This is a genomic window from Rossellomorea aquimaris (genome assembly GCF_020172085.1).
Lineage (GTDB): Bacteria > Bacillota > Bacilli > Bacillales > Bacillaceae_B > Rossellomorea > Rossellomorea aquimaris_E.
Genome location: NZ_JAIVAT010000006.1, coordinates 64774 through 76773 on the forward strand (window position 1 = coordinate 64774; position 12000 = coordinate 76773).

The following is a 12000-nucleotide window of genomic DNA, read 5'->3' on the forward strand; positions in this document are numbered from 1 at the left end:
AAATGGATATACTTGAAAGACCGTTCACAGTGAACGGTCTTTTTTTACACGGGCTGTGTCCATATTCTCGATACATCCTTTAGGTTTGCATCCTCAAAGGTCAGACAATAAATATCGGGCATCTCAAGTTCTTTCCAGAAGTCAACATCGTAGGTTTCATCAAAGTGGTTCATGATCAGTACCATAATATTGCCATGTGTGCCAATCGCCACGTTTTTCCCATTATATTCTTCCACTATATCCATTATCCCTTGTACGCCTCTTTTTTGAGCGGTAAGATTCGACTCTCCCCCCTCTAGTGAAAACTCAGGATCAGCCCATACCAATGAAATGGCTTCTTCAAAATTATCAACGGGTGAGCCGGATAATGTCCGTTCCCTCATCTCTTCAATGATCCTGATCTCCTGCCCGATGTGAAGCGCTATTCCTTCAACGGTCTCTACAGCTCTTTTATAGGGACTGGCACAAACCACGTCGATTTTTTCATTCTTTAACCGTTCGGTAACATGGAGAGCATCCTTTTTCCCTATTTCAGAAAGGGGCCTTGTTAACTCTTCCGGCGAATACACCGAGTGGGCATGTCTGACCATATACAGATTGGTTACTGCCATATTTATCACTCCTTAATCATTGCTGCTCCTACTTCCACACCTTATCCAAACGATCGGAATAAAATAAAATCGCCTTCTTATAAGGTGCGATGTTGATATCTTCTGACGTTTCACCAATACACGTCAGGAGGAGTTCCATCGCTCGACTGTGTTCCTTCAAATTGTATAGAGTCATGGAATAAAACACCTTCAACGCTTGATTATCGGGGAATTGACCTATTCCTGTCTCCAATACCCTTTTACTAGCCTTATAGTTTCCCAATGTACGATATGTACTTCCTAACCCAAGAAAGGCCCCTTGCAAATCACTTTCATCAAGACCTAACCGGATGGCTTCCTCATAATAAGGGACGGCTCTATTTTCCATCCCCATAGCGTCATGGCTCCACGCACATTGATAATGGAGAAACCCATTTTCAGGTTCCTGCCGGATCAATGCCTTCCATAATTCAATGGAGGCTTCGTGTTTCCCTGTCTCTCTTAAGCGGATGGCTTCTTCTATTTGAGTATTCATCTTTTCCTCTCCTATTTACTCAGGTATGAACTCCATCAACCAGGCATCATGGTATTCCCCTTCATGAAGCTCATGCTCCCGAAGTATTCTTGCCTTACTGTATCCACATTTCTCATAGCAGCGGATAGCCCTTGTGTTCCACGTCATTGGATCCATCACAAGGCGATGGACCCCCTCCTTTTGAAGCAAATATTCCACAACAGTGCGAATGAGCTGGGTACCGACTCCTTTGTTCCAATACTCCGTTTCACCGATGAATTGATCTGTGCCGTAAATCACTTCATCCAGATTCGTATAGCCGTATCGAATCATCGTTTCCTCATCAAGTTGATAATATTGAAGATAACCGATTTCATTTCCTTCATACTCTACGAGACAGCTCATTACTCCCCTGTCTGAAAAGAATTTCTCCTCCACCATCTGAGGAGTGAAAGAACGATCCCTTCCTTCATAAAACTCCAAAACCGAGGGGTCCGATAACCACCTCGAAATCGTGTACTTATCCCTATCCTCTAACGGACGGACATTAAAAGCCCCACTCATAACATTCATCGTTCGCACACCTCCATCAACTCATCTTTACCTCTATACATTCATCACCCACAAGCCAAAACCCTTTTTTTGAGGGACGGACCTTGATTCCTAGGACCAGGTCCTAGGAATCAAGGTCCGTCCCTTTAAGTTTGACAAGTTTGTGAATTAATTCACAAATAGATATGATATGATACGTTTAGGAATAGAATATTGTTAGGAATCATGGTATGATTATATTGTGAAGTTTTTCACAATATGACAGCAGCTTCATTGTACTCTTCATATCCCCGACTGTTTTAACCGGAGGATGGAAAAAATTATTAACGAATAGGTGATGACAAATGACAATCAAATGCACAAACAAAGTAGCACTAATCGGTACAGGATTTGTTGGTTCCAGTTATGCCTTCGCTCTTCTCAATCAAGGAATCGCCCATGAGCTCGTAATGATTGATCTGAATAAAGAGAAGGCCGACGGAGATGCACGGGATTTGAATCACGGCCTCGCTTTTGCTTCTCCAATGAAGATTTCAGCCGGGGATTACAGTGATTGCAAAGACGCTGATTTAGTTGTCATCACTGCCGGGGCTAACCAGCAGCCAGGTGAAACACGTCTGGACCTTGTCGAGAAGAATATAAAAATATTCAAAAACATCGTAGAATCTGTCATGGCGAGCGGTTTCAACGGAATCTTCCTCGTGGCGACAAACCCAGTCGATATCTTGACGTATGCGACGTGGAAATTCTCCGGCCTGCCGAAAGAAAGGGTGATCGGTTCCGGAACGATTCTTGATACCGCAAGACTCCGCTACTTAGTGGGAGAGCATTTTGACATAGATACACGAAACATCCATGCCTACATCATGGGAGAACACGGCGACACGGAATTCCCGGTATGGAGTCATACAACCATAGGCGCAAGCCAGTTAAACGAATTGATTGACAGGAAGCAGGACAGTGTCCAAAAAGAACTCGATGACATCTTTGTGAATGTAAGGGACGCAGCCTATCACATCATCGAGCGCAAAGGGGCAACCTATTATGGCATCGCGATGGGGCTTGCCCGGATCACAAAGGCCATCTTTAATAATGAAAACAGCATCCTTACCGTTTCTGCACTCCTCGAAGGAGAATATGATCAGGATGATATCTACATTGGTGTCCCTGCCATCATCAATCGCGAGGGAATACGAAAAGTCGTCGAACTTCCCTTGAACGAGGAAGAAATGGCTCAGTTCACCCATTCAGCGGAAACATTGAAAAACGTCATGAAAAAAGCATTGGAATCGTAATTCACACACTACTAACATCATGAATCAGACACGCACGCCCATCCCGCCTCCTCATAAGATAAAGAGAATTCTTTATGAGGAGGTTCTTCTATGTACGATCACAGATCAATATTCCCCGGCTTACCCGGTTTTCCCGGAGGAGGACAGGGATCCGGTGGAGGCTTCCCTGGTTTCCCAGGAGGTGGCCAAGGTTCCGGCGGGGGCTTCCCTGGCATTCCCGGTTTCCCAGGCGGAGGACAAGGTGCACCAAGCTCACCACCACCATCTGGCGGACAAGGCGGACAAAACCAACCACCAGGCCCACCTCCGAACTTCCAACCACAAAAAACGGCAATGCAAGGAACGCAAGGTGGACCGAGTTTGTATGCAGTAGATCCAGGTGCCATCAGAAGATGTTTATTCCGCTACACGTATATATGGCTAAGAAGAGATTCATTCTGGTTCTACCCGGTATATGTGGGACGCCGCTCCATTGCCGGATGGAGATGGATCGGATTCACCTGGGTTTACTTCGGTATCGATTTGGATAAAATTGAATCCTTTACGTGTGTGTAGGGTTCGTCATGTACTCTTATCCATACTATCGTACCACTAACACGAATGGCACCATAACTGTCAGCGGGGAGCACACACTTTATGTCGATCCGGATCAAGCCGTCGTCTCGATCGGTATTGTCACGAATGATCAAAATCTTGAAACCGCACAGAGTCAGAATCAGCAACTTTCGAGTAAAGTCGTTCAGTCCCTGCTAAACAATGGTGTCGCAAAAGAAGACATCCAGACGTCCAATTATCAAGTGTTTCCTCAATACAATTACGAGGATGGTAAACAAACGTTCAAAGGATATGAAGTCCGACAGGTATTCAGGGTGACCATCAAAACCATCGAACACGTCGGAGAAATCATCGATGATGCAATAAAAAGCGGAGCCAATCGTGTAGAAAACATTCAATTCGTCCAGTCGGAACCGATAGAATCCTACCGACATGCTCTCGCTTTAGCCTACCAGGAGGCATACCAAAAAGCACTCACATTATCAAGCCAGTCAAATCAACAGCTCAATCCTAAGCCAAAGTCCATTACGGAACAATCCCGACCCGTGGCCGCGCCCTATATGAACACCGCCTATCTAAAGGCAGCTGACGAAAGTACAGCCGTCCAGCCCGGCCAGATTGCCGTCACCGCCATCATTACAGTGGAATTCAGGACTCATTAAAAAAACTGCCAAAGTAGATTCCTACTGAGGCAGTTTTTTTGAGGGACGGACCTTTTGATGAAGGGGTCCTCAATAGTGCTAGTTGAATGGTTTGATCATGGCTAGATCTAGATCCCTACCCTTCTTGTGGAGAAGCGGGATAGAACGATTTGCGTCGTTTATTACATAATTGCGTCATTTTAAAATTTTTTGCGTCATTTCACATGTTTTTGCGTCATTTTCTAAAGTAATTGCGTCAAATCCCATGAATAACCAAAATAACCCAACAGTCGCTCAAAAAGATCCGATCCTCTACCGGCCGCTCTTCAAATCCCCATCAACCACATAACGAGCCACTTGATCGGCAGAGATGGCGACTTCATCATCACTCAACATCCGAACTCCATGCTCGACATAAGAAGGCAGAAATCTCATTCCAGTAAGATTAGCCGTTGCCTGCAATGGCTTCAATAGTTCACTCATGGAATAATGATTGAAGCCTCCAGATCGGTATGCCCCACCTGGTCCTCCTGTTGAGGTGACAACCATGAATTCCTTGCCATGCAACTTCGTCCCTTCTGAACCGTACGCCCAGCCGTATGCCAGCACTTGATCCTGCCATTCTTTTAAGATGGCTGGGGTGCTGTACCAGAAGAACGGAAATTGGAATACGATGCGGTCATGTTCTAACAACAAACTTTGTTCTTTTTCAACGTCAATTCTCATATCAGGATATTCTTTATATAGATGATGGACAGTGACGTCCTCTTCCTTCTCAAGTCTCCCTGCCCAGGCTTTATTCATTCTGGATTCTTCAATATTTGGATGTCCAACCAACACTAATGTTTTCATATTGCCTACCTCCTTATTTGCATATACAAATAATAGCACAGTTTCATTTGCACATACAAATATTATCGTAAAAATTTTTATTTTTTTATTTTCCAATATGAAAACTTCTTGGTTAGCTACGAATTAATCATTTACCTCAAGCCCTATTCACCCAAAGACTTTGATTTTCTCCCGCAAGCTTCCATTGCAGATAATACAGCTCCTTTAAACTGATGTTTCTCCAGTGCCGCCACTGCTTCAATTGTTGCTCCGCCTGGTGAACAAACGGCATCCTTCAGTTCTCCGGGATGAGTGCCGGTTTCAAGTACCATTTTCGCGGCTCCAAGTACAGCCTGTGCTGCCAGCTGATAAGCCTGTTTTCTAGGAATTCCCTGGAGGACGGCTCCATCAGCAAGTGCCTCGATGAACATAAACACGTATGCAGGGGATGAACCACTTACGGCAGGTATGGCATCCATCAAGCTTTCGTCCACCCTTTCCGCCTTTCCAAAGCTATCAAGGATTGCCTGAACGTCTTCAAGATCCGCATCGGTTACTACCTCGTTCACACAATAGGCCGTCATTCCTTCTCCAACAAGAGATGGAGTATTCGGCATGGTCCGTACGATTTTGGCTTCAGGGGAAATCTGTTCTTCCATCCATTTAATCGTAATCCCTGCAGCAATCGTAATGATGATGGCATCCTCTTTCAGGGAACCTTTGATTTCTTCGATCAGTTCTCTGTATTGATCTGGTTTCACCGCCAGGAATACGATATCTGAAAAAGCAGCTACACTCTGGTTATCTTTTGTCGTTTTCACTCCGAATTGTTCTTCAACCTCTGCGACGGTGGCTTCTGTACGGGCACTCGCTCGGACGGATTGTCCATCCACTAGCCCGGACTTCAATATCCCTCCCATGATGGCACGTGCCATATTTCCACATCCAATAAATCCAATGGTTTTATCCATTTCTTTCACCTCACGTATGTATGTAAACAGTCTTTAGCATCATATCAAACTTTCAGCCTTAAAGAAATGTTTCCCCCTCCTAAAAAAAAGACTTAAAGGCCTGCACCTTTAAGTCTCTCATCATTCCACCAGCTTCCCACAGTGTGGACAGAGGGATTTGATATAATCCTTTGGAACTTTCTTATGACAATGATAGCAGGTTTTCACATACACCGGATTCTTAAACAAGTCGTCTGACATGCCGTAACCACTTTTGAAGGTCGACTTCATCAGTCTGACTAATAACCCGATGATGACTCCGCTAATCAGTAAAGCCCAGATCATCTTGCCCGGACTACATCAATGATTTTCCCATAATCCAGTTCGACGATCGGTTCATCCTTATGTAGTCTCTCACTTATCTGAGACAACAAAGACTCTTCTCCTTCTGACATATTCGTCAGATCCCATTTCTTATGGAAAACTGTGTACAGAGTCAGGTCCCTCAGAAGCAGAAAATGGGGAATGCGCTTGACCCATTCATCCTGGATTTCACATTCCGTCCTGTATCCTTGTAGAAACGCAATGAGGAATCTTTCTCCGAACTCACTTCGGTTTTCGAGCGTGTCATTTCGAAACTTCCACCATACCGAATAATACAGCGGGATGGCCACATCACTTATAAAAAAGAATTCTGTACTATCATCAAAGTCAAACACATGTAGATCACCTTCATGATAGAAGAAATTTCCCGGATGGATATCCGAATGAATGAGACCAAACGTGTCTTGCGTCTCAACGAATCCCCTGATTCTTTCTTTATTTCGATGACCTTTTTCAATAATATCCTTGTCTTCTTTTAACGATAAATATTTCTCGTAATCAAGCACATCATCCTGATCCCAGCGATTCCGTCTATTCTCATTCTGATTGTATCCTTTTGTAACCCTATGCATATGCCCTGTAAGTTTTCCCCATTTGTAAAAAAGTTGTTCATCAAATAATGGGTCATTGATCTTCACAGGACCTCCTGGAGCTTTATCAAATAAACAAACAATAAAGGATGTTTCACCTGTATTGAAGACTTCTACTAGATTTCCTTTGTCCGAATCATTCACTAGGGAGACATGCACACCATTTTTATGTAAATAATTGATCCATTTCAGCTCTGCCTCCACTTCTTCTTTGGAGCGATGGGAACTGTGGGTCAGACGGAGGATATAAGGAACCCCTCCCTTATGCACTTCAAATACATAATTTTCGAAATCACCAAGCTTCTTTGCACTTGTCGCGTCACAGCTGAAACGCGACGCGGCATCTCTTAACAAATCCTCTGTAAATAGCTCTTCAATCCATTTTTCCATCTTGGATTCTCCTACTCTGACATGTTATTGTTTTGATTCCTGAGAAGCGCCACCCGGTAAGGGAATAGTTCTGCCGTCATGATCCCTTCCTTCACAGCGGGATCGTCTTCCATCATGATCATTGCCTGCTTCTCATCATCTGCTTCGAATACCACGATTCCAAAGGCATTTTCTTCTTCATTCAACGTTCTTCCCGCAAGGATCACCTGACCGGATTCGGTCATCTCCTTCAGTCTAATAAAATGACGTTGAACGATCCCTTCATCCTCGACGGTCCAGCTTCCCTCCTGATGCAAGCGGGGAATCAGCTTTAACACATAAATGTATTCCATTTCCTACACTCCCTTCCCCCATACATATACGACTTTGGTAATAGAGAATCCTTTTTCCACAGACAGAAAAAGCCATTGAGAATACCTCAACAGCTTTCAGATCCTATATTAGTGTTCTTTCATCCACCTGTTCATCGTCTGAATGATTTCATCCTGTTGCTCCCAGACAGGAATACTTGCTTTCCGGTCTCCTTTCTGAGGACCGTAGACACCGAATCCAGCATGATTCCCCCCTTTAATTTGATGAAAGGTCGCAGTGGACGGCAATAATGCTTTACTTTCTTCAATATCTTCCCCGGTGGTAAGACCATCTTTTTCCGCATAGATACTGAGCATAGGCAGGTTACCCTCGGAAAAGTCCGACGATTTTACTGGATATGAAGCAAGGAAGATCACCCCGTTTACATCACTTTGATGTTCATAGGCATACGAAGCTGCTGCCACACCGCCTAAAGAGTGACCAGACACATACCAATCAAGCGATTCATCAAAGTCGTCCATGATTTGTTCAGATTCATTTATCCCCAAAAATGCAATATGAAAGGGCATCTTAGGAATGACGACGGTATATCCCTTTTCGGATAAAGACTTCCCGATGTATCCATATGCCTCTACTTCAACCTTTGCCCCTGGATAAAGGATCAGACCTTTTCCATTTGGATCTTCACTGTTAAATATCAGCCAGTCATTTTTTTCTTTAATCAAAGGATCCTCATCCATTTTGACTTTATTCAACAATTCTTCTGTTGCAGAATAAGTTTGTTCGGACCAAATATAAAAACCGAGAAAACCAACTAAGACAACTGCAAGAATCACAATCCCTATCCACTTCAGCACTTTTTTCAATGCTTTCACCCCTTTACACACTGCGTTATGATGTTTTCTGACATACACTCATACAAAAAGTGACCAATCAACACTTGACCACGAATCTTATCATACACTCTTGCCTTCTTTCATTCATGTTAATTCTAGTATAAAATGCTATTTAAACGATGAATACATACGGAAGGAGCATTTAATGTGGATAACGTGGCAAAAATAGCAGCCGGCGAAAAGGCAGCGGAATATATAAAAGACGGCATGACCATCGGATTAGGATCTGGATCGACCGTTTATTGGACAATTCAAAAAATAGGGGAGCTTGTATCCCAAGGGTTACAAATCAAGGCCATCCCCTCTTCGACTGGAACAGAGCGACTGGCAAATGAAGCCGGCATTCCATTGACCACCTTCTCCGAAGTAAAAGAGTTGGATCTCTCAATCGATGGTGCAGATGAAGTCGATCCAGCGTTCCAATTAATCAAAGGTGGGGGCGGTGCATTGGTAAGAGAGAAGTTCGTTGATGCATTTACTAAGAAATTCATAGTCGTAGTGGATGAGTCTAAAAAAGTTCCTATGCTCGGTGCCTTTCCCCTTCCTGTCGAAGTGATCCCCTTTGGATGGGAAATGACTTTCCGATCACTGGCTGATTTAGGATGCACGCCGGTTCTAAGGAAGAAAGATAACCATATTTTCCTTTCTGATAACGGGAACTATATCATAGATTGCCACTTCTCGAAAATTGAGCATCCATCCACCCTGCACCATCATTTGAAACAATTATTAGGTGTTGTGGAGACGGGCCTCTTCATTGATATGGCTGATGTAGTGATTGTAGGAAAAGAAAATGGAGTGGAGATCCTCGAAGCAAGGGAATAATCCAAATAAAAACCAGTCAACATGACTGGTTTTTATTGATTGGTTTTTTTAAATGTTAAGTCTTTCTCAACCATTAAATATTGTAAAGCTGTCCGAAACGTCAAAAAGGTTTTGATTCCATTAAGTTCTGTTATACCGGAATTGATCATCACTTGAGTAAGGGATGGTGTGAAACCTACAAAGAGGGTTTCGATTCCCATCAACCCGATCGCCTTGGCCATGTTATCGATATAGGAGCCAAAGACTTCGATTTCACCAATTTCCTTCTCTGAAATCGCTGAAAAATCGACAATGATAGTGTTAATATCTTCTCCATATGAAGCGTTCAAGATCTTTGAAATGATCATTTCAAAGCGTTCCGGGCTGAGCCTTCCCGTGATAGGAATCAAAATGGTCTCAGGTACGATGGACGGAATGATAGGTGCTGAAATGTCCATGATCAGCTGCTCAGATTGAGTGAGCTGTTCTTTCAAGTCCTGGATTTCCTGCTTTAGTTGCTGAATGATTTGACTTTCATCTGTCATAATGAACCTCGCCGTTAATTAAAATAGTTTTGTGTGTAACTACCTCTATTTTAGCACTTTGTATATCAAACTGACTAATAATTTCGTATGTAACCAAATAAATAGAAGACAGTGAAAAACCAGCCTCTTCGGCTGGTTTTTCTCACGCGAATGCCTTTTCCTGCTCCTTGTGAAAGAAACTCTTCATGGCATGGAATACATCGGCTTTTTGTTTAAGGATGTAGTAACGGAAATCGTCGTTTTTAATATTTTTATAGGCAGACATCAACGTGGAGTGACGATTATACTGATTCACTTCACCATAACCAAACATGCTGGATACTTTCATTAATTCTTCTACAAGCTTCACACAACGCACATTATCAGATGTCAGATTATCCCCATCCGAGAAATGGAATGGGTAAATGTTGTAGCGGCTTGGAGGATATTTACCATCAATCAGCTCCAGTGCTTTACGATAAGCTGATGAACAAATGGTTCCCCCGCTTTCCCCTTTCGAGAAGAAGTGCTCTTCTGATACCACTTTAGCTTCCGTATGATGAGCAATAAATTCAATTTCTACGGTTTCATATTTCGTACGCAAGAATCGGGTCATCCAGAAAAAAAAGCTTCTTGCCATATATTTCTCCCAAACACCCATACTGCCACTTGTATCCATCATCGCTAATACAACGGCTTTAGATTCTGGCTTCAACACTTCATTCCACGTTCTGAATTTCAAATCTTCCGTGAAGATCGGATGAAAGCTTGGCGCTCCTTTCATCGCATTTCTCTTAAAGGCAGACATCATCGTCTTCTTCTTATCTATATTCCCCATTAGACCTGTTTTACGGATATCGTTAAACTCAATGTGCTCGACAGTTTGGACATCCTGTTCTTTCTTCTTCAGGTTCGGAAGTTCCAATTGACTGAATAACGCTTCTTCAATCTCAAGCATCGATACTTCAGCTTCATAATAATCTTCACCGGCTTTATCTCCGGCCCCTTGACCTTTTCCAGGACCCTGCTGCTGTGGTGAACCATCCCTTGCAATGACATCCCCGACCTGACTTTCACCGTCTCCCTGCCCGACATGTTTATTCTTATCATAATTATACCGAATTTTATACTCATCTAACGAACGAATCGGGATTTTGACGACGTCGCGACCATTGGACATGACAATGTTTTCTTCCGTGATCAAGTCTGGTAAATTGTTGCGGATGGCATCCTGTACTTTCTCTTGATGTCTCTGTTGATCATCGTGACCTTTGCGGTGGAGGGCCCAATCTTCCTTGGAAACGACAAACTGATGATTATCCATTTGACTCAAATTATTCCCCTCCTTAAAATTTTTTCACATTTTTTCAATTTCCTGCATACACTATGTTGACTGTCTTATCTGCACGTATCCCATGAGGTGAAACGGGGATTACTCTATCCTATGCAGAAGTATTAATAAATTTACAAATAATTTCGACAATTAACGGTTCTTTTATGATTGGACAAGCCTATTTTTCAAAGGGGTTGTCCTTGGGTCCTTCTTTGTCTATATAAAGCATCCTTTAACCAAAAAAATAACCAGGCAATATCACCTGATTAAGCTTCTTCTTCATATTGAGCTGGATCTGACACTCGATTGTGCAACTTCAGTTCGCCACTGGAACGTAACTTCTCCATCTGCTTCCCTAACTTAATGACTTCCTCCATATTGGAGGCCATGCTTCCGTTAAGAGGTTCCGCATCTACCCGAGGTTTAGGTTCGAAAGACATCTTATCAACCCACCTTCATTTGTTAAAGGGCCCAGCTCTCTATCTATAGATTATTATATTCAGACTTTTCCGTCAACTATTCCTTATCCTGCTTTTTATATTGAACGGGATCGGGCTGCTTTCTGTCTTCTTTCAGTTCTTCATTTGTTCTGAGCTTGTCCATTTGCTTCCCCAACTGCTTCATCTCTTCCATGTCATGTGCCATGGAGCCATTCTCCGGTTCATAATCCTTATCCAATTCGTGTTTACTTTTACTCATATCTCTTCACCTCTTTGACTACTACTTTTCCCTTTCGCTGAAAAAATTAAACTATGATAAAAGCTCTTTTCACAAAGATTGTTGCTATTCATTCACAGAATAAGGTTTGCAATTGCTCTGTCATTTAGGGTGTGTCGGAG

17 protein-coding genes are annotated in these 12000 nt (G+C 43.0%); 4 read left to right on the top strand and 13 right to left on the bottom strand.

Annotated elements, in window-relative coordinates; genetic code table 11:
- Window positions 1-44: 44 nt before the first annotated feature.
- The 3 genes from LCL96_RS12245 to LCL96_RS12255 are packed head-to-tail and all read right to left on the bottom strand — an operon-like array spanning window position 45 to window position 1677.
- Window positions 45-611 carry a histidine phosphatase family protein gene (locus tag LCL96_RS12245; protein ID WP_224941760.1) on the bottom strand — a complete coding sequence of 189 codons (567 nt, stop codon included), beginning with the start codon at window positions 609-611 and terminating at the stop codon, window positions 45-47.
- Window positions 612-639: 28 nt separating this feature from the next.
- Complete coding sequence (locus LCL96_RS12250; protein ID WP_224941761.1) at window positions 640-1125, bottom strand: tetratricopeptide repeat protein; 486 nt, start codon at window positions 1123-1125, stop codon at window positions 640-642.
- Between the two features lie 15 nt (window positions 1126-1140).
- Window positions 1141-1677 (bottom strand): GNAT family N-acetyltransferase, encoded by a 537-nt coding sequence (locus tag LCL96_RS12255; RefSeq protein ID WP_224941762.1) that lies wholly within the window; start codon window positions 1675-1677, stop codon window positions 1141-1143.
- Window positions 1678-2000: 323 nt separating this feature from the next.
- Between LCL96_RS12255 and LCL96_RS12260 the strand changes: the two genes are divergently transcribed.
- The 3 genes from LCL96_RS12260 to LCL96_RS12270 all read left to right on the top strand — a co-directional run bounded on the left by LCL96_RS12260 (window position 2001) and on the right by LCL96_RS12270 (window position 4168).
- The gene (locus LCL96_RS12260; RefSeq protein ID WP_224941763.1) at window positions 2001-2951 is read left to right on the top strand and encodes an L-lactate dehydrogenase; all 951 of its coding nucleotides are present in this window, start codon (window positions 2001-2003) and stop codon (window positions 2949-2951) included.
- A 90-nt stretch (window positions 2952-3041) separates the two neighbouring features.
- Window positions 3042-3506 carry a hypothetical protein gene (locus LCL96_RS12265; protein WP_224941764.1) on the top strand — a complete coding sequence of 155 codons (465 nt, stop codon included), beginning with the start codon at window positions 3042-3044 and terminating at the stop codon, window positions 3504-3506.
- A gap of 8 nt (window positions 3507-3514) precedes the next feature.
- Entirely contained in the window at window positions 3515-4168 is a 654-nt protein-coding gene (locus LCL96_RS12270; RefSeq protein ID WP_224941765.1) for an SIMPL domain-containing protein, read from the top strand.
- Between the two features lie 291 nt (window positions 4169-4459).
- On the opposite strand, the gene LCL96_RS12275 is transcribed toward LCL96_RS12270, so the two are convergent.
- The 6 genes from LCL96_RS12275 to LCL96_RS12300 all read right to left on the bottom strand — a co-directional run bounded on the left by LCL96_RS12275 (window position 4460) and on the right by LCL96_RS12300 (window position 8461).
- The gene (locus LCL96_RS12275; RefSeq protein ID WP_224941766.1) at window positions 4460-4999 is read right to left on the bottom strand and encodes an NAD(P)H-dependent oxidoreductase; all 540 of its coding nucleotides are present in this window, start codon (window positions 4997-4999) and stop codon (window positions 4460-4462) included.
- A 143-nt stretch (window positions 5000-5142) separates the two neighbouring features.
- Window positions 5143-5949, bottom strand: coding sequence for a pyrroline-5-carboxylate reductase (gene proC / locus LCL96_RS12280; protein ID WP_224941767.1), 807 nt, complete (start codon window positions 5947-5949; stop codon window positions 5143-5145).
- Window positions 5950-6069: 120 nt separating this feature from the next.
- Window positions 6070-6273: a hypothetical protein gene (locus LCL96_RS12285; protein ID WP_224941768.1), complete on the bottom strand. Its 204-nt coding sequence runs from the start codon at window positions 6271-6273 to the stop codon at window positions 6070-6072.
- Window positions 6270-7292, bottom strand: a complete 1023-nt coding sequence (locus LCL96_RS12290; RefSeq protein ID WP_224941769.1) for a phosphotransferase enzyme family protein — start codon at window positions 7290-7292, stop codon at window positions 6270-6272. The genes LCL96_RS12285 and LCL96_RS12290 overlap by 4 nt, the downstream gene beginning before the upstream one ends.
- Window positions 7293-7303: 11 nt before the next feature.
- Window positions 7304-7624, bottom strand: coding sequence for a YciI family protein (locus LCL96_RS12295; protein WP_224941770.1), 321 nt, complete (start codon window positions 7622-7624; stop codon window positions 7304-7306).
- Window positions 7625-7732: 108 nt separating this feature from the next.
- Window positions 7733-8461: an alpha/beta hydrolase gene (locus LCL96_RS12300; protein WP_224941822.1), complete on the bottom strand. Its 729-nt coding sequence runs from the start codon at window positions 8459-8461 to the stop codon at window positions 7733-7735.
- 186 nt (window positions 8462-8647) lie between these two features.
- Here LCL96_RS12300 and rpiA point away from each other — a divergent pair, with 186 nt between their 5' ends.
- Window positions 8648-9325, top strand: a complete 678-nt coding sequence (gene rpiA / locus LCL96_RS12305; protein ID WP_224941771.1) for a ribose-5-phosphate isomerase RpiA — start codon at window positions 8648-8650, stop codon at window positions 9323-9325.
- 32 nt (window positions 9326-9357) lie between these two features.
- Here rpiA and LCL96_RS12310 read toward each other — a convergent pair whose 3' ends face one another.
- The 4 genes from LCL96_RS12310 to LCL96_RS12325 all read right to left on the bottom strand — a co-directional run bounded on the left by LCL96_RS12310 (window position 9358) and on the right by LCL96_RS12325 (window position 11860).
- Window positions 9358-9849, bottom strand: a complete 492-nt coding sequence (locus tag LCL96_RS12310; protein WP_224941772.1) for an STAS domain-containing protein — start codon at window positions 9847-9849, stop codon at window positions 9358-9360.
- A gap of 142 nt (window positions 9850-9991) precedes the next feature.
- Window positions 9992-11152: a sporulation protein YhbH gene (gene yhbH, locus LCL96_RS12315; RefSeq protein ID WP_397550055.1), complete on the bottom strand. Its 1161-nt coding sequence runs from the start codon at window positions 11150-11152 to the stop codon at window positions 9992-9994.
- Between the two features lie 275 nt (window positions 11153-11427).
- Window positions 11428-11601 (bottom strand): hypothetical protein, encoded by a 174-nt coding sequence (locus LCL96_RS12320; RefSeq protein ID WP_224941774.1) that lies wholly within the window; start codon window positions 11599-11601, stop codon window positions 11428-11430.
- Between the two features lie 76 nt (window positions 11602-11677).
- Window positions 11678-11860 carry a hypothetical protein gene (locus LCL96_RS12325; RefSeq protein WP_224941775.1) on the bottom strand — a complete coding sequence of 61 codons (183 nt, stop codon included), beginning with the start codon at window positions 11858-11860 and terminating at the stop codon, window positions 11678-11680.
- Window positions 11861-12000: the final 140 nt, after the last annotated feature.